General features: G+C 68.8%; 15 protein-coding genes. 8 read left to right on the top strand and 7 right to left on the bottom strand.

The genetic code is table 11. From position 1 onward, the window contains the following. The first annotated feature begins 3 nt into the window (after positions 1-3). From pxpB to ODI_RS02690, 8 genes are all read left to right on the top strand, one after another. Positions 4-783 (top strand): 5-oxoprolinase subunit PxpB, encoded by a 780-nt coding sequence (gene pxpB / locus ODI_RS02725; protein WP_067756512.1) that lies wholly within the window; start codon positions 4-6, stop codon positions 781-783. After that, positions 780-1,790 (top strand): 5-oxoprolinase subunit C family protein, encoded by a 1,011-nt coding sequence (locus ODI_RS02720; protein WP_067756510.1) that lies wholly within the window; start codon positions 780-782, stop codon positions 1,788-1,790. The genes pxpB and ODI_RS02720 overlap by 4 nt, the downstream gene beginning before the upstream one ends. After that, positions 1,787-2,560 carry a LamB/YcsF family protein gene (locus ODI_RS02715; RefSeq protein WP_067756507.1) on the top strand — a complete coding sequence of 258 codons (774 nt, stop codon included), beginning with the start codon at positions 1,787-1,789 and terminating at the stop codon, positions 2,558-2,560. The genes ODI_RS02720 and ODI_RS02715 overlap by 4 nt, the downstream gene beginning before the upstream one ends. A 100-nt stretch (positions 2,561-2,660) precedes the next feature. Beyond that, entirely contained in the window at positions 2,661-3,629 is a 969-nt protein-coding gene (locus tag ODI_RS02710) for a TRAP transporter substrate-binding protein (RefSeq protein ID WP_067756504.1), read from the top strand. A 110-nt stretch (positions 3,630-3,739) separates the two neighbouring features. Continuing rightward, a complete protein-coding gene (locus ODI_RS02705; protein ID WP_067756503.1) occupies positions 3,740-4,258 on the top strand; it encodes a TRAP transporter small permease in 519 nt (172 codons plus the stop codon). A 12-nt stretch (positions 4,259-4,270) separates the two neighbouring features. Beyond that, entirely contained in the window at positions 4,271-5,563 is a 1,293-nt protein-coding gene (locus ODI_RS02700; RefSeq protein WP_067756500.1) for a TRAP transporter large permease, read from the top strand. Positions 5,564-5,696: 133 nt separating this feature from the next. Then, positions 5,697-5,963, top strand: a complete 267-nt coding sequence (locus tag ODI_RS02695; protein WP_067756497.1) for a type II toxin-antitoxin system Phd/YefM family antitoxin — start codon at positions 5,697-5,699, stop codon at positions 5,961-5,963. After that, a complete protein-coding gene (locus tag ODI_RS02690; RefSeq protein WP_067756494.1) occupies positions 5,960-6,226 on the top strand; it encodes a Txe/YoeB family addiction module toxin in 267 nt (88 codons plus the stop codon). The genes ODI_RS02695 and ODI_RS02690 overlap by 4 nt, the downstream gene beginning before the upstream one ends. A gap of 168 nt (positions 6,227-6,394) precedes the next feature. Here ODI_RS02690 and ODI_RS02685 read toward each other — a convergent pair whose 3' ends face one another. The 7 genes from ODI_RS02685 to ODI_RS02655 form a co-directional block, all read right to left on the bottom strand. Next, positions 6,395-10,336: a DUF3683 domain-containing protein gene (locus tag ODI_RS02685; RefSeq protein ID WP_067756491.1), complete on the bottom strand. Its 3,942-nt coding sequence runs from the start codon at positions 10,334-10,336 to the stop codon at positions 6,395-6,397. A gap of 146 nt (positions 10,337-10,482) precedes the next feature. Continuing rightward, a complete protein-coding gene (locus ODI_RS02680; RefSeq protein WP_067756488.1) occupies positions 10,483-10,692 on the bottom strand; it encodes a hypothetical protein in 210 nt (69 codons plus the stop codon). 27 nt (positions 10,693-10,719) lie between these two features. Beyond that, complete coding sequence (locus tag ODI_RS02675; RefSeq protein WP_231968174.1) at positions 10,720-11,481, bottom strand: GAF domain-containing protein; 762 nt, start codon at positions 11,479-11,481, stop codon at positions 10,720-10,722. Positions 11,482-11,578: 97 nt separating this feature from the next. Further along, positions 11,579-12,214 carry a YqaA family protein gene (locus ODI_RS02670; protein WP_067756485.1) on the bottom strand — a complete coding sequence of 212 codons (636 nt, stop codon included), beginning with the start codon at positions 12,212-12,214 and terminating at the stop codon, positions 11,579-11,581. 79 nt (positions 12,215-12,293) lie between these two features. Then, a complete protein-coding gene (locus tag ODI_RS02665; RefSeq protein ID WP_067756482.1) occupies positions 12,294-13,997 on the bottom strand; it encodes a thiamine pyrophosphate-binding protein in 1,704 nt (567 codons plus the stop codon). Continuing rightward, complete coding sequence (locus tag ODI_RS02660) at positions 13,994-15,211, bottom strand: alpha-hydroxy acid oxidase (protein WP_067756479.1); 1,218 nt, start codon at positions 15,209-15,211, stop codon at positions 13,994-13,996. Before ODI_RS02660 ends, ODI_RS02665 begins: the two co-directional genes overlap by 4 nt. A gap of 27 nt (positions 15,212-15,238) precedes the next feature. Further along, positions 15,239-16,933 (bottom strand): GMC family oxidoreductase, encoded by a 1,695-nt coding sequence (locus ODI_RS02655; protein WP_067756476.1) that lies wholly within the window; start codon positions 16,931-16,933, stop codon positions 15,239-15,241. Position 16,934: the final 1 nt, after the last annotated feature.

Below are 16,934 nucleotides of genomic sequence, written 5' to 3'. Positions count from 1 at the left end.
CGCATGAGCGCTGCCCCGTCGACCCAAGGCAGCTCCGACAGCGCCGCGGCGCCCGGGTGGCGCTTGCGCCCCCAGGGCGACCGCTGCCTGATCGTCAATTTCGGCGATGCCATCGCCCCGGAAACGGGGCGCCTGTGCCTGGCCCTCGCGCAGAAACTGCGCGAGGCCGCGCTGCCTGGCGTCACGGATGTCGTGCCGTCCTTCGTGGCGGTGGCGGTGCACTACGCGCCGCTGCCTGACGGATCCGGCCCCACCTGGGACACGCTGTCGGCCCAGGTGCGCGCGCTGATCGAAGCGGGCCTCGATGCCGCCGACGAAGCCGGACGCGACGTCGAGATTCCCGTCTGCTACGGCGGCGAACACGGGCCCGACCTCGAGGACGTGGCCCGCGCCTGTGGCCGCACCCCCGACGAAATCATCGCCCTGCACAGCAGCGAGCCCTGCATGGTCTACATGCTGGGCTTTGCGCCGGGGCACGCCTATCTCGGCCTGCACGAACTGAACCTGCCGCGCCGCGACGAACCGCGAACCGAAGTGCCCGCGGGCTCCATCGCCATCGCCAACCGGCAGACCGTCATCTATCCCAACCGCCTGCCCGGCGGCTGGCACATCCTGGGCGCAACGCCGCTGGTCATGTTCGACGCGCAACGGGATCCGCCCGCGCTGCTTTCGCCGGGCGACCGCGTGCGCTTCGTGCCCATCAGCGAGGCGCGCTTTCGCGCCATGCGCGCGGAACTGCAAGCCCGTCAGCCCGCTGCGCCCACTACCGGAAAACCAGCATGATCAAGGTGCTGAAACCCGGCATGCTGTCCACCTTCCAGGATCTGGGCCGCCACGGCAGCCAGCACCTGGGCATCCCCGTGGCCGGCGCCATGGACGCGGCCGCGCACCGGCTGGCGAACCTGCTGGCCGGCAACGAGGCCGACTGCGCCACGCTGGAAATCACGCTGACCGGGCCGCTGCTCTGTTTTGAATCCGCCGCCTGTATTGCGCTGGCGGGCGCGGACCTGGGCGCCACGCTCAATGGCAAGCCCCTGCCGCCGCACCGCCCCGTGCTGGCCCAGTCCGGTGACCTGCTCGCCTTCGGCGGCCGGGTGTCGGGCACGCGCGCCTACCTGGCGATACGCGGCGGCTGCGCGCTGGATCGCATGATGGGCAGCGACAGCACCTATCTGCGCAGCGGCTTCGGCGGCTTCCAGGGACGCGCGCTGGCCAAGGGCGACACCCTGCGCCTGAACCAGCCCATCCGACTGAAGGATGCCGAACTGGCCGCGCTGGACGCCGCGCTGTGGGAATTGCGCATCACGCTGCCCGCGGCGGTGCGCGCATCGGCGCGCGACACCGTGCGCGTGACCGAAGGCAGCCAGTGGGAAGCCTTCACGCCCGACAGCCGCGCGGCCCTGCTGGAACAGCCCTTCCGCATCAGCCCGCAATCCGAACGCATGGGCTACCGCCTGAAGGGGCCGTCGCTGACCATGACGAAGCCCACGCAGCAACTCTCGGAAGCCATCAGTTTCGGCACCGTGCAGGTGCCCTCGGGCGGTGATCCCATCGTGCTGATGGCCGACCGCCAGACCACCGGCGGCTACCCGAAGATCGCGCAGGTCATCCAGGTCGACCTGCCGCTGCTCGGGCAACTGGGCCCCGGCGACACGGTCCGCTTCGCGGCGGTGACGCTGGCAGAGGCCCAGGCGCTGGACGCACGCCGGGAGCAGGCTTACGCTCGCCTGCATGGGCAGCTGGCGGGGCTGCGCGATCTGCAACGCAGGCACCTGAAGGAGACCGCATGACGGCGCGCAGCATCGATCTGAACTGTGACATGGGCGAGAGCTATGGGCCCTGGGTCATGGGCGACGACCTGAACGTGCTGCCGCACGTGACCTCGGCCAACATCGCCTGCGGTTTCCACGGCGGCGACCCCGCCATCGCGCGCAAGACCGTCGCGGCCGCACTGGCACAGGGTGTCGCGCTGGGCGCGCACCCCGGCCTGAACGACCTGCCCGGTTTCGGCCGGCGCAACATTCCCATCACGCCCCAGGAAGCCTACGACATCACCGTGTACCAGGTGGGTGCGCTGGCTGGCGTGGCCGCCTCGCAAGGCGCGCGGCTGCATCACGTGAAGGCCCACGGGGCGCTCTACAACATGGCGGCCAAGTCCGCCCCGCTGGCCGAGGCCATTGCCCGCGCCGTGCGAGACGTGGACGCGGGCCTTGTCTTCTATGGCCTGGCCGGCAGCGCGCTGGTGCGCGCGGCCGAAGACGTGGGCCTGATCACCGCCAGCGAAGTCTTCGCCGACCGCAGCTACCAGGCGGACGGCACGCTGACGCCGCGCGGCCAGCCCGGCGCCATGATCGAGACCCTGGAGGCCTCCATCGCGCAGGTGCTGCGCATGGTGCAGGAAGGCAAGGTGCGCAGCGCCGACGGCCAGGACGTGACGGTTCGCGCCGACACGCTGTGCATCCACGGCGACCAGCCCGGCGCCGTCACGTTCGCGCGCGGCATCCGTGCCGCGCTGGCGGACGCGGGCATCGCGATCAGGACCATGCAGCGCCAGGCTTGATCCTGGCGCGCACATATTCGACGGACGCGCGGACCACGCGCGCCGCGTAACACCACGCCGCGAAACAGACCGGCGTGAAAGTTCTACAAGGGGAACTGCCATGAAACTGCTGCACACCGTTGCACTGACCGGCCTGCTGGCCGCCGGCCCCGCGCTGGCGCAAAGCACCTGGACGCTGCCCACCGCGTATCCGGAAACCAACTTCCACACGCGCAACCTCAAGCAGTTCATCGAGGACGTGGACACGTCCACCGGCGGCAAGCTGAAGATCACGCTGCACTCGGGCGGCGCGCTCATCAAGATGCCCGAGATCAAGCGCGCGGTGCAGACCGGCCAGGTGCAGGCAGGGGAAATCTTCCTGGGCACCATGGCCAACGAAACGCCGCTGTACTCCTTCGACAGCATCCCCTTCATGAGCGCCGGCCACGCCGACGCGCAGAAGCTGTGGGCCGCCGCGCGTCCGCTGGTCACGGCGCGCCTGGACCGCCAGAACCTGCACGTGCTGTATTCGGTGGCCTGGCCCGCGCAAGGCATCTATGCCAAGCGTGAGCTCAATGCCATCGGCGACTTCAAGGGCCTGAAGTTCCGCGCCCCCAGCCCCAGCACGGCCGACTTCGCCAAGCGCCTGGGCGCCGTGCCCACCGTGGTGCAGGCCGCCGACATCCCGCAGGCCTTCCTGACGGGTCTGGTCGACGCCATGATGACCTCGTCCACCACCGGCGTGGACACGCAGGCCTGGGACTACCTGAGCCACTTCTACAGCGTTCCCACCATGTTCCCGCAGAACATCGTGTTCGTGAACAAGGCCGCCTGGAACAAGCTCGACGAGCCCACCAGGAAGGCGGTCACCGAAGCGGCCGCCCGCGCGGAGGCCCGCGGCTGGGAAATGAGCGCCGAGGAGAACGCCACCAACATCGGCAAGCTCAAGGAAAACAAGCTGACGGTGCTGGACGTGCCGCCCGCGCTGATGACCGATTTCACCCGCGTCGGCGGCGAGATGGCAAAGGACTGGCTGGCCAAGCTCACCCCCGAAGAGCGCGCGGCGCTGGAACCCGTCCTCAAGCGCTGACCACTGGCCCGGCGCCGGCCGGCCTGGCCGAGCGCAGCGGGCCCACGGCGGCGCGCAGCGGGACGGCCCGTGGCCGCCGCCGACCCTAACAACGATTCAAGGGGGCCGTCATGCGGCAAGCTCTCAATACCCTCTACAAGTCGGCGGGCGTGCTCGCCTGCCTGTTCCTCATCGCCATCGCCGTCCTGACCCTTGCGACGATCGCCGGACGCATACTTGGCCTGGAACTCTATTCCATGGACGAGTTCGCGGGCTGGTGCATGGCCGCGTCCACCTTCCTCGCGCTGGCCTCCACGCTGCGCAAGAACGAGCACATCCGTGTCTCGTTGCTCATCGAGCGCCTGGCTCCCTCGTACCGCAAGATCGCCGAAATGCTGTGCCTGCTGGTGGCCACGGTATTCATGGGCATCTTCGCCTGGTACGCCATCACGGGCATGATCGAATCACACCAGTTCGGCGAGGTCACGCAAGGCATGGTGCCGGTGCCCCTGTGGATCCCCCAGATCGGCATGGCCGTGGGTGCGCTGATCATGTTCATCGCACTGACCGACGACCTCCTCTGCGCGCTGCGCGGCAAGGATCCTTCCTATCTTGTCGCCAAGCCGGTCTCCATGACCGAGCAGATCTGAGGAGCGCGCATCATGGTCATCGAAACCGTATTCGTGCTCGGCCTGCTTTTCGCGCTGCTGCTGGGCGGCGTCTGGATCGGCATTGCCCTCTTCGCCCTGGGCTGGGCCACGCTGACCGTCTTCACCGACACGCTGCCCGGCCCGCTCATGGCCAATACGACCTGGGGCGCGGCCAGCGCCTGGTCGCTGACGGCACTGCCCATGTTCATCTGGATGGGCGAGATCCTGACGCGCAGCCGCGTCTCCGAGGACATGTTCAAGGGCCTGGTGCCCTGGCTGAACCGCCTGCCGGGCCGCCTGCTTCACTGCAATGTGGTGGGCTGCGGCATCTTCGCGGCCATCTGCGGCTCGTCGGCCGCCACGGCGGCCACCATCGGCCGCATGACCGTGCCCGAACTGACACGACGCGGCTATGACGAGCGGATGGTGATCGGCTCGCTGGCGGGCTCCGGCACGCTCGGCCTGATGATCCCGCCCTCCATCATGATGATCGTCTACGGCATCACCGCCGAGGTCTCGATCGCGCGGCTGTTCATCGCGGGCGTGCTGCCGGGGCTGCTGCTCATCCTGCTGTTCTCGGGCTTCATCGCCATCTGGGCGATGCGCAACCCCTCGAAGGTTCCGGCAGCCGAAGCGCGCACCACCCTGAAGGAGAAGCTCTGGGAATCCCGCCTGCTGATCCCGACGGTGCTGCTCATCGCCGCCATCATCGGCTCGATCTACACCGGCATCGCCACGCCCACCGAGGCCGCCGCCCTGGGCGTGCTGGGCTCGCTGATCCTGTCCGTGGTTTCGGGCAGCATGACGTGGAAGGTCTTCTGGGAAAGCGCCATGGCGGCCACCCGCATTTCCTGCATGATCGGCTTCATCATCGCCTCGGCGGGTTTCCTCACCACGGCCACGGCCTTCATCGGACTGCCCGCTGCCATCGCGCAAGGCATTTCCAACATGGGCCTCAGCCCCGGCGGCCTGATCATCATGCTGACGATCATCTTCATCGTCCTGGGCTGCTTCCTGGACGGCGTCTCGATGATCGTGCTGACCTCGGCGGTGTTGCTGCCGACCGTCACCGCCGCCGGCATCGACCTGATCTGGTTCGGGATTTTCGTGATCCTGGTGGTCGAGATGGCGCAGATCACGCCGCCCGTGGGCTTCAACCTGTTCGTGCTGCAATCGCTGACGGGCAGGGACATGTTCACCATCGCAAGGGCGACGATGCCATTCTTCTTCCTGCTGCTCCTGGCTGTGGCCCTGCTGTGGTTCGCGCCGTGGCTGGCGGTGTGGCTGCCGAAGGCGATGCTGTAGGCAAATCATGAGCGACGCCAAGGCCGGGGCGGAATCATCCTGCCCCGGCCTTGTTCATTCCCGGCCGACATGTACAATTATCTGTACATGTCATTTCCGTCTTCGTGCGAGCTGGCCCCCCGCCCCAAAAGCCATGAAAATCGTCAACTACACCGATGCCCGCAACGGCCTGAAAGCCGTCCTGGATCAGGTCAGCGATGACGCGGACGTCACCGTCATCACGCGCAGGGACGGGCCCGATGCCGTCGTCATGTCGAAGGCGCACTACGACGGCATCATGGAAACGCTCCACCTCCTGCGCTCCCCGGCAAACGCGGCACGGCTGCGCGTGTCGGTGGCGAACGTCCGCGACAAGGCTTACCAGGCACGGAATCTCATCCATCCTGACGAGCAAGCATGACTCCACCGCCCAAGGGCGTCTGTTTCGACAAGCATGGCTGGGAAGACTACCTCTCCTGGCAAGACGACCCGAAGAAAAGAAAACGCATCAACCAGCTCATCGACCACACCTTGCGCACGCCTTTCGAAGGCATCGGCAAGCCCGAGCCCTTGAAAGGCGACCTGCAGGGCTTCTGGTCACGGCGCATCGACGAGGAGCACCGGCTGGTCTACTGCGTGGAAGACGAACAACTGATCGTCATCCAATGCCGATATCACTACTGACGCCGGCACCACCGGAAGGGGCGCTCATGTCGCTCGCCGTGTCCGTGTGCGCAGTCCTGCTGCTGCGCGGCCTCTGCCGGCGGCGGATCCGCCAGCAGCGCCGCACATGAAAAAGCCGGGCCCGCTCACCGCGGCGCCCGGCTTCTTTCTTGCCAACAGGCCGTCAGCCTACACCAGCACCCGCTCGATCCCGCCAGCATTCGCGCGGTCGACGTACTTCTCCATCCAGTCGGCGCCCAGGATGTGGCGCGCCATTTCGACGACGATGTAGTCGGCCTCGGTGCCCACGTCGCCCTGGTAGCGCGACAGGCCCTGCAGGCAGGACGGACAGGAGGTCAGCACCTTCACCTCGCCGTCGTAGCCATCCTGGCGCAGCGTGTCGGTGTTCTTCAGCATCTCTTCCTGCTTGCGGAAGCGGATCTGCGTGGAGATGTCCGGCCGCGTGACCGCCAGCGTGCCCGACTCGCCACAGCAGCGGTCGGTCTTGATGGCGCCCTCGCCCACCAGCGACTTCACCGTCTTCATCGGATCCTGCAGCTTCATGGGCGTGTGGCAGGGGTCGTGGTACATGTAGCGCACGCCCTTGGCATCGTCCAGCCTGATGCCCTTCTCCAGCAGGTATTCGTGGATGTCGATCAGGCGGCAGCCCGGGAAGATCTTCTCGAATTCGTAGCCCGCGAGCTGGTCGTAGCAGGTGCCGCAGCTGACCACCACCGTCTTGATGTCGAGGTAGTTCAGCGTGTTGGCCATGCGATGGAAGAGCACCCGGTTGTCGGTGATGATCTTCTCGGCCTTGTCTGTCATGCCGTTGCCGCGCTGCGGATAGCCGCAGCACAGGTAGCCCGGCGGCAGCACGGTCTGCACGCCCGCGTGCCACAGCATGGCCTGCGTGGCCAGGCCCACCTGCGAGAACAGGCGCTCGGAGCCGCAACCCGGGAAGTAGAACACCGCCTCGGTGTCGGCCGTGGTCAGCTTGGGGTCGCGGATGATGGGCACATAGGCCGAATCCTCGATGTCCAGCAGCTTGCGCGCCGTCTTCTTGGGCAGGCCGCCCGGCATCTTCTTGTTGACGAAGTGCACGACCTGCTCGCGCATGGGCGCGCGGCCCACGGTGGCGGGGGGCGCGTCGACCTGCTTGCGCGCCACCGAGGCCATGACGTCGTGCGCCAGGCGCTGGACCTTGTAGCCCACGCCCACCATCGCCTTGCGGGTGGCGTTGATGGTGGCCGGGTCCTTGGCGTTCAGGAAGAACATCGCCGCGGTGGTGCCCGCGTTGAAGGACTTGCGACCCATGCGCCGCAACAGCGCGCGCATCTGCATCGACACGTCGCCGAAGTCGATGTCGACCGGACAGGGGTTGTAGCACTTGTGGCAGACCGTGCAGTGGTCGGCCACGTCCTCGAACTCTTCCCAGTGCTTCAGGCTGATGCCGCGGCGCGTCTGCTCTTCGTACAGGAAGGCTTCGATCAGCAGCGAAGTCGCCAGGATCTTGTTGCGCGGCGAATACAGCAGGTTGGCGCGCGGCACGTGCGTCGCGCAGACGGGCTTGCACTTGCCGCAGCGCAGGCAGTCCTTGATGGCATGCGAGATCGAGCCGATGTCGCTCTGCTGCATGATCAGCGATTCGTGGCCCAGCAGGTTGAAGCTGGGCGTCCAGGCATGGCGCAGGTCGGCGCCAGGCAACAGCTTGCCCGCGTTGAAGCGGCCTTGCGGGTCGACTTCGCGCTTGTACTGCTGGAAGGGCGCGAGTTCGGCTTCGGTCAGGAATTCATACTTGGTAAGGCCGATGCCGTGCTCGCCCGAGATCACGCCGTCGAGCTCGCGCGCGATCTGCATGATGCGCACGACCGTCTGGTTGGCCTCCTGCAGCATGCCGTAGTCGTCGGAGTTGACCGGGATGTTGGTGTGCACGTTGCCGTCGCCGGCGTGCATGTGCAGCGCGACGAAGACGCGGCTCTTGAGCACGCGATCATGGATGGCCTGGGCTTCCGCCAGCACCGGGGCGCAATCGGCGCCGCCGAAGATGTGCTCCAGGCCCGCGCGCACCTCGGTCTTCCACGAGACGCGCACCGTGCGGTCCTGCACCACGTCGAAAACCCGTGCGCCAGGCTGCGCGGCATGGCGCGCGCCCAGCTCGGGGATGATGGCGGCCAGGCCCACGTCAGGCAGCGCCGGCAGCGCGTCGGCCAGCGGCAGGTCCAGATTGTCGAGCAGCCACTGCCAGCGTTGGCGGGCCTCGGCGATCAGGGCCTGGGCGCGCTGCGTCTGCTCGGCCAGCAGCTCGGCGCGCGACTCGGCGTGTTCGTCGTCGTGGTGCGGCTTGGCAACGGCCAGCGGACCCTGCAGGTAGGTATCCAGCGCGTCCAGCAGGCGCAGCTTGTTGCGCGTGGACAGCTCGATGTTGATGCGCTCGATGGCGTCGGTGTATTCCCCCATGCGCTTCAGGGGAATCACCACGTCCTCGTTGATCTTGAAGGCGTTGGTGTGGCGCGCGATGGCGGCGGTGCGCGAACGGTCGAGCCAGAACTTCTTGCGGGCTTCGGGGCTGACCGCGACGAAGCCTTCGCCGTGGCGCGTGTTGGCCAGGCGCACGACTTCGCTGGCGGCCGCGGCCACCGCGTTGTCGTCATCGCCGACGATGTCGCCGATCAGGACCATCTTGGGCAGCTCGCCGCGCTTGCTCTTGGTGGCATAGCCCACCGCGCGCAGGTAGCGTTCGTCCAGGTGCTCCAGGCCCGCCAGGATGGCGCCGCCCTTGCGGCCCTCGGCGTCCAGGAAGTCCTTGATCTCGACGATGGACGGGATGGCGTGGCGCGCCTGCCCGAAGAACTCCATGCAGACCGTGCGCGTGTGGCGCGGCATGCGGTGCAGCACCCAGCGCGCCGAGGTGATGAGGCCGTCGCAGCCTTCCTTCTGCACGCCGGGCAGGCCGGCCAGGAACTTGTCGGTGACGTCCTTGCCCAGGCCTTCCTTGCGGAAGCGGCGGCCTTCGATTTCCAGGATGCGGGTGCGCAGCACGCGCTCGCCGGGCTTGTAGGCGCCGTCGGACCAGGTCAGCTCGAAGCGCGCCACGTCCACGTCATGGATCTTGCCCATGTTGTGGTCCAGGCGCACCGTGTCCAGCCAGTTGCCATCCGGGTCGACCATGCGCCAGGAGGCCAGGTTGTCCAGCGCGGTGCCCCACAGCACGGCCTTCTTGCCGCCGGCGTTCATGGCGACGTTGCCGCCCACGCAGGACGCTTCCGCCGAGGTCGGGTCCACCGCGAAGACGTGGCCGGCGCGCTCGGCGGCTTCGGCGACACGCTTGGTGACCACGCCCGCGCCCGACAGCACCGTGGCGACGGGGCTGTCGAGGCCGGGCAGCGTACAGGACTCGACCTCGCCCAGCTTGTCGAGCTTCTCGGTGTTGATGACGACCGACTTCCACGACAGCGGGATGGCGCCGCCGGTATAGCCGGTGCCGCCGCCGCGCGGCACGATGGTCATGCCGAGCTCGACGCAGCCGCGCACCAACGCCGCCATTTCGTTCTCGTGGTCGGGCGTGAGCACCACGAAGGGATATTCCACGCGCCAGTCGGTGGCGTCGGTCACGTGCGAGACGCGCGACAGGCCGTCGAACTTGATGTTGTCGCGCGCCGTGCTGCGGCCCAGCACCTTGACCACCTGCTTGCGCAGGCGCTGCGTTTCCTCGAAGCCTTCCTCGAAGGCCGCGATGGCCGCGCGGGCACGCACCAGCAGGGCGGCGACCTTGTCGTCGCGATCCAGGTCGTCGGTGGCGCGGCGGCGGTCGATCTCGCGCAGGCGGTGCTCCAGCGCCTCGATCAGCAGCTTGCGGCGCTTGGGATTGTCCAGCAGGTCGTCCTGCAGGTAGGGATTGCGGCGCACCACCCAGATGTCGCCCAGCACCTCGTAGAGCATGCGCGCGGAGCGGCCCGTGCGGCGCTCGCCGCGCAGGTCATCCAGCAACTGCCAGGCGTCTTCGCCCAGCAGGCGGTTGACGATCTCGCGGTCCGAGAACGAGGTGTAGTTGTAGGGAATTTCACGCAGACGCGATTGCTCGGTGGGCGTGAGGGCGGCGGTCAGGAGATGGGTGGCGAGGGGGGCGTTCATGGCTGAGGTAATAAGCCCTTAAAGAGCCATTTTACGGCATCGACGGAGAGGCGGCCCGGGGAAACCCCGACAAACAAAAAGCCGCCCGGCGGAAGGGGCGGCTGTCGTCTTGGTCGCGCGCGGCGCGGAAAGCGCCGCAGGAAAGGCTAGGCCGCCTGCAGGGAACGGAGCTTTCCGGATCGCCAACCTTGCAGCGATGCGCCGGCTTCGATGCCGGCGCTGCCTGTGGTGAGGGCTTGGCGGCCGGCCTCGGTCAGGCGCAGCCGTTTGACGATGATCTTGGCGTCAGGGCGCGAGACGACCTCCACGCGCTCGATGAGGGGCGTGACCGGGGCATGCTTGATTGGCTTTTCCATATCAATTCCCAAGGTCTGTCCGTCACCCTAGTATCTGCGGGTGACGAATTCGCCGATGGCATCGCTGACTGAAAGGAGGAGGTCCGTGGCCTCCGCCGGGTCGAAAATGCCCTTGGCGCTTGAATCCAAGTAAATCACGCCCAGCACGTGCTGTCCACTTTTGTCCAGCACGGGCACGGCGGCCGCGGAATAGCGGCCGGGCGTGATCTGGGCCACCTGGGCCTCGGTGTAGCCCCAATCCGACACCAGTTCCGCCCGGTGGTCGGACTCGGACTCGGCCTCGCTGGACATGACGTAGGGCTCGCGCTTGCGCACTGCCTGGCCGGTGATGCCCGTGTTCAACGAGAAGCGCCGGCCCAGGCCGCCCGTGGCGCCAACATAGGGAATGATCTGTTCGATCTGGGTGGGCCGGTCCAGCGGCGGCACGATCCGGTGGAAGGTGGCACGCAGGTCGGGGAGCTCGCCGCGGGCCTGCCCCACCTGGTGAAGCACCGCGGCATGCAGCGCGGCGGTGGCGGCGTACAGCCCTTCGTGCGTCACATCCGGGCCTTCCCTGGCGTCCTGGCGCCGCGCCAGCGCCACGCGCAGCAGCCCGGCGCAGGCCAGCCACGCCACCATGCCGGCCGCCAGGTAGCCCAGCGGCATGCGCAAGGGGTTGCCCCACAGGTTGACGGCGGTGAAACCCGCCGCCACCACGGGCGGCACGCTGGTGACGGTCTCGAGGAACCAGCGGCGGCGCCACAGGGGCGGACGCTCGACGCCGGGGATGTGCTGGGCACGCAGGGCCATTGTTGGAGTCTTGTCGGTAGCCTGGAGTCCGACAACGATATACAGCGGGGATGACAGCGGCAAGCGCGCGGCGGCGCGGGTTTGTGACAGGACGCTGCTAGATTTCCTTGACGGCCCAGAGCAGGAAGGCCGTCATGGTGAGGTAGCGGCCGAACTTGCCGATGGCCATGTAGAGGACGCAGGGCCAGAACGACAGGCGCAGCCAGCCGGCCGCGGCGCACAGCGGGTCGCCCACCACGGGCAGCCAGGACAGCAGCAGCGCAGGCGGGCCCATGCGGGTCATCCAGGCGCGGGCACGCTCGTTCCAGCGGCCGCCGGGCGCGCCTTTGGGGGCGGCTGGCGGTTGCGCGGCGGCCAGCGCCGCGGCATTGGCCTGTTCAACCGTCGGGTCGGCCACGCCGGTGGCGACGCCCTCTTCCCTGGCCGCCACCCTGGCCTTCTCGGCCTCGTGGGCGTCGTGCTTTTCCTTCCAGGCCTCGTAGGCCTTGTGCGCGCCCAGGCCCATCCAGTAGCTGGTGGCGCCGCCCAGGGTGTTGCCCAGGGTGGCGATCAGCACGGCGGGCCAGAACATGTGCGGCGAGAGCTGGATGTAGCCGAAGACCGCCGGCTCGGAACCCAGCGGCAGCAGCGTGGCGGAAATGAAGCTGACGAGGAAGATGGCCGAGAGCCCCACGCTGGGCAGGGCCAGCGTGGCAAGCAGCCAATCGACGGAGGAAAGGAGGAAGGCTTCCATGAGGGCGCCAGTGTATCCCCGGGGGCTTTCTGTCGCCTGTCACGGCCTGTAAGGCAAGGTTGCCGCCTGCTCGCGCCCGCTACAGGCCGGCCTTCTCCCGCAAGGCGGAAATCGTCAGGCGCGGCGACAGGGCATCCTGGCTGACGCGCAGCTCGATCACCGCCGCCTTGCCCGAGGCCTGCGCACGCGCGAATGCCGCGGCGAAATCCTCGGTGCGTTCGACCACTTCGCCATGCGCGCCATAGGCGCGGGCCAGGTCGGCGAAATCCGGGTTGGACAGGTCGGTGCCGCAGACGCGGCCCGGATAGTGGCGTTCCTGGTGCATGCGGATGCTGCCGTACATGCCGTTGTTCACCACGATGACCAGCACGTCCAGGCCGTACTGCACGGCGGTGGCCAGCTCCTGGCCGTTCATCAGGAAGCAGCCGTCGCCGGCGAAGCACACGGCCTGGCGCTCGGGGTGGGCCAGCTTGGCGGCGATGGCGGCGGGCAGGCCGTAGCCCATGGTGCCGCTGGTGGGGGCCAGTTGCGTGCGCACGCCGCGATACTGGTAGAAGCGCTGCACCCACAGCGTGTAGTTGCCCGCGCCGTTGCTGATGAAGGTGTCCGCGGGCAGGCGCTCACGCAGGAAGACCATGATCTGGCCCAGGTCCACCGGTCCGGGCATGGGCGCGGGCTGGAGGTTGTCCAGGTAGTCGGCGCGGGCCTGGCGCGTCCAGTCGCGGCGCGCGGCGGGCACCTCCCGGGGCGCAGGCAGGGCAGCGGCGGCGGCCGCAAAGGCGTCCATGCCCGCATTGATGCCCAGGTCGGCGTGATACACCCGGCCCAGTTCCTCCGGGTCGGCGTGCACGTGGATCAGCGCCTGCCTCGGGCGCGGCACGTCCAGCAGCGTATAGCCATGGGTGGTGGTCTCGCCCAGGCGCGGGCCGATGGCCAGGATCAGGTCGGCGTCCTGGATGCGGCGCGCGATGCGCGGATCCATGCCCAGGCCGGCCTCGCCGACGTAATGGTCGTGATGGTTGTCCAGCAGGTCCTGGCGGCGGAAGGCGCAGGCCACCGGCAGGCCGAAGCGCGCGGCGAACGCGCCCACCTGCTCGCTGGCCGCGCGCGACCAGCCGCCGCCGCCCAGGATCACCAGCGGGCGTTCCGCAAGGGCCAGGCGCTCGGCCAGCTCGGCCATCTCGGCCTGGCCGGGGCTGGCCTGGGCACGGCGGTAAGGCGGGCAGTCCGCCACCTCGGCCATCTCCTCCAGCATGTCCTCGGGCAAGGCCAGCACCACCGGGCCTGGCCGGCCCGACGTGGCGATGTGGAAGGCACGGTTGATGTACTCGGGAATCCGCGCGGCGGTGTCGATCTGGTCGACCCACTTGGCGATGTGGCCGAACATGTGGCGGTAGTCGATTTCCTGCCAGGCCTCGCGGCCCAGCGCCTCGCGCGCCACCTGGCCCACGAAGACGATGAGCGGCGTGGAATCCTGGCGCGCCGTGTGGATGCCGATGCTGGCGTTGGTGGCGCCCGGCCCGCGCGTCACGAAGCAGATGCCGGGCCTGCCGGTCAGCTTGCCATGCGCCTCGGCCATGTGCGCCGCCCCGCCTTCCTGGCGGCAGACGATCAGTTCCAGGTCATCGCGCACGTCGTGGAAGGCGTCGATGGCGGCCAGGAAGCTCTCGCCCGGCACGCAGAAGGCGCGGTCGGCGCCATGGGCGCGCAGCGCGTCGATGAGGATGCGGCCACCGTTGCGAGGGCCGGCTTGGGTGGAATCGCGAGTAAGGGTGTCGCTCATGAGGCTTCCCGGGTTGCTTGCGTGAGGATGTCGGTGCCCTGCGCCTGCATGGGCACGGGTCGATGCGCGCGGCACAGATAGGCAGGGCCCAGGCGCGCCACGTCGGGGCAGCCCAGCAGCGCCAGGTCCACGTCCAGTTCGCGCCGCAGCAAGGCCAGCGCATGGGCCACGCCCGCCTGCCCGCCTGCCGCCAGGCCATACATGGCGGGGCGGCCCACGAAGGCCGCGTGCGCGCCCAGCGAGACGGCCTTGATGATATCGGTGCCGCGCCGCACGCCGCCGTCCAGCAGCAGCGTGAGGCCGGGCGCCGCGGCGGCGATGGCGGGCAAGGCATCGAGCGAGGCCACCGCGCCATCCAGCTGGCGGCCGCCATGGTTGGAAATGAAGATGCCATCCACGCCGATGGACTGCGCCAGTTGCGCGTCGGCGGCGCGCAGCACGCCCTTGACCACCAGCTTGCCGGCCCAGCGCTCGCGGATCCAGGCGATTTCCTTCCAGCTGAGCGCGGCGCGGCCGGCGCGGTGGTCGCCGCGCGCGGCGGCAATGATCGGGCCGCCGCGCTGGGCGGTGAAGTTCTCGAAATGCGGCACGCCCTGGCGCAGCAAGGTGCGCGCGAAGGTCTCGGCCATCCAGCGCGGATGCGTGAGACCGCCCCACACCAGTTTCGTGCTCAGCCGCAGCGGCAGGCTGAAGCCGTTGCGCAGTTCGTTCTCGCGCGCCGAGGCAATGGGCACGTCGGCCGTCACCACCAGCACGCCGATGCCCGCACCCGCGACGCGGTCCAGCAGCGGACCGATGACCTCGGTGCGCGCAGGCACATAGGCCTGGTACCACATGCCCGGATACGCCTCGGCCACGCGTTCGAGCGGCGTGGTCGAGGCCGCGCTCAGCACGAAGGGCAGGTTCGCCTCGCGCGCGGCGCGCGCCATCGCCACGTCGCCATCGAAACCGCAGATGGCGGTGACGCCCATGGGGCTGATGCCCAGCGGGGCGGCATAGCGCGTGCCGAACAGGGTGACGCCCAGTTCTCGCCGGGACACGTCGACCAGGGGGTGCGTCTGGAAGCGCCAGCCATCGAAGGCGTCGCGGTTGGCCCGCAGCGAGGACTGGTCTTCGCTGCCGCCGCTGACGTAGCCATAGACACCGGGCGGCAGGCGGCGGCGGGCAATGACGGCAAGGTCCGCTATGGACAGGGCCTGGTTGGCGGCGCTCATGGCACGCTCCCGCGTGGCGCCAGGGCCTTAGTGTTCCGCACGCAGCGCATCGCTGATTTTCTCCGCGATCATGATGACCGGAATGTTGGTATTGGCCGTCGGCAGCCGCGGCATGACCGAGGCGTCGGCGACATGGAGATTGCGCATGCCGATGACCTTGCCACCGGCGTCCACCACCGCCATCGGATCATCCAGCGCGCCCATCCGGCAGGTGCCGCTGGCGTGCCAGACACCGAAGACGCTGCGGCGCACGAAGGCTTCCAGCTGGGTGTCGTCGGCCAGGATGTCCGCCAGCGACACGCCGCCCGTCATGCCGTGGCGCAGGATCATGCGGCGTAGCGGCGCGGGCACGTCCAGCATGGCGCCCAGGATCCGGTTCAGGCGCGCGTTGCCGGGCGAATAGGCGCTCAGCCGCTTGATCCGCGGCGTGAACGCAGCCGGGAAGAGATCGTCCGGATTGGGGTTGAGCGCGGGCGCCACGGCCAGCTGGGCCACGCGGCGCACGCACTGCATCATGCGCGCCAGGTCGCTGTCGTCCGACAGCAGGCCGAGGTCCACGTCGGGATGCGTGTCGGCGTCTGGCGAGACCAGCCTGACGGCGCCTTGCGAACGCGGCCGGTTGCACCACATGAAATAAAGCGCCAGCCGCGCGCCCAGCGCATGCCAGCCGGCGCGCGCGGACGCGGTCACGTACATGTCCGAGGCGCACCCCCCGGGCAGTCCCGAGGAATAGCGCATGGCCAGGAAACTGGCGCGGCGGTAGGACATCGGCAGGCGCAAGGCGCGCGGCAGGAACTGCGCCAGCGTCAGCGCGGGATGGTCGCGCAGGTTGCGGCCCACCCCCGGCAGGTCCAGGACCACCCGGATGCCCAGCTTGGCCAACGCATCGCCCGGGCCGATGCCGGCCCGCAGCAACAGGGCCGGCGATTGCAGGGCGCCCGCGGTCAGCACCACGCGCCCGGCACGCACCGCTTGCGACGCGCCGCCACGCCGCAACGTCAGGCCGGTGATCTCGCGGCCTTGCAGCGTCAGGCCCTGCACGGTCGTGTCGGCCCAGATCGCCAGGTTGGGCCGCGCGCGCGTGGCCGCATCCAGGTAAGCCTGAGCGGTGGACACGCGCCGGTCGTTCTCGTTGGAGAACGCGGGCGGGAAGAGGCCGTCCTCGAAGTCGCCGTTCTGGTCTTCGCGCAGCGGCAGGCCGCTGGCCGAGAAGGCCTGCCGCACCGCCTTGCCGAAAGGCGGGAACGCGTGCGCGGGGATGCGGCGGATGGGCAAGGGTCCGTCCTTGCCATGCAGGGGACCGCCGCAATCCAGGTCGCGCTCGAGCTTGCGGAAGTACGGCAGCACGCTGGCCCAGTCCCAGCCCGTCGCGCCCAGTTCGGCCCACTCGTCGTAGTCGCGCGGCAGGCCCCGGTTGGCGGCCTGCACGTTGATGCTGGAGCCACCGCCCAGGATGCGGCCCTGCTCATAGGCGCGCTGGGTCGGCTTGCCATCCGGCCCTGTGGTGATGCGCGCCTTCAGGCCGGGCCAGATGTAGGTATCGCCGTGGAAGAGCCCCATGGGATAGCTGTCCAGGATGGCCGCGGGCTCCTTGCCCGGCGGCATGTCCTGGCCGGCCTCGACCAGCAGCACGCGGCGCGCCGGGTCGGCGCTCAGGCGGTTGGCCAGCACGCAGCCGGCCGAGCCACCGCCCACGATCACGACATCGTAGAAATCCTGCATG

This window comes from Orrella dioscoreae (assembly GCF_900089455.2).
GTDB lineage: Bacteria > Pseudomonadota > Gammaproteobacteria > Burkholderiales > Burkholderiaceae_B > Orrella > Orrella dioscoreae.
Note: the sequence above shows the minus strand (reverse complement) of the source record. Positions and strands in the feature narration are given on the sequence as shown.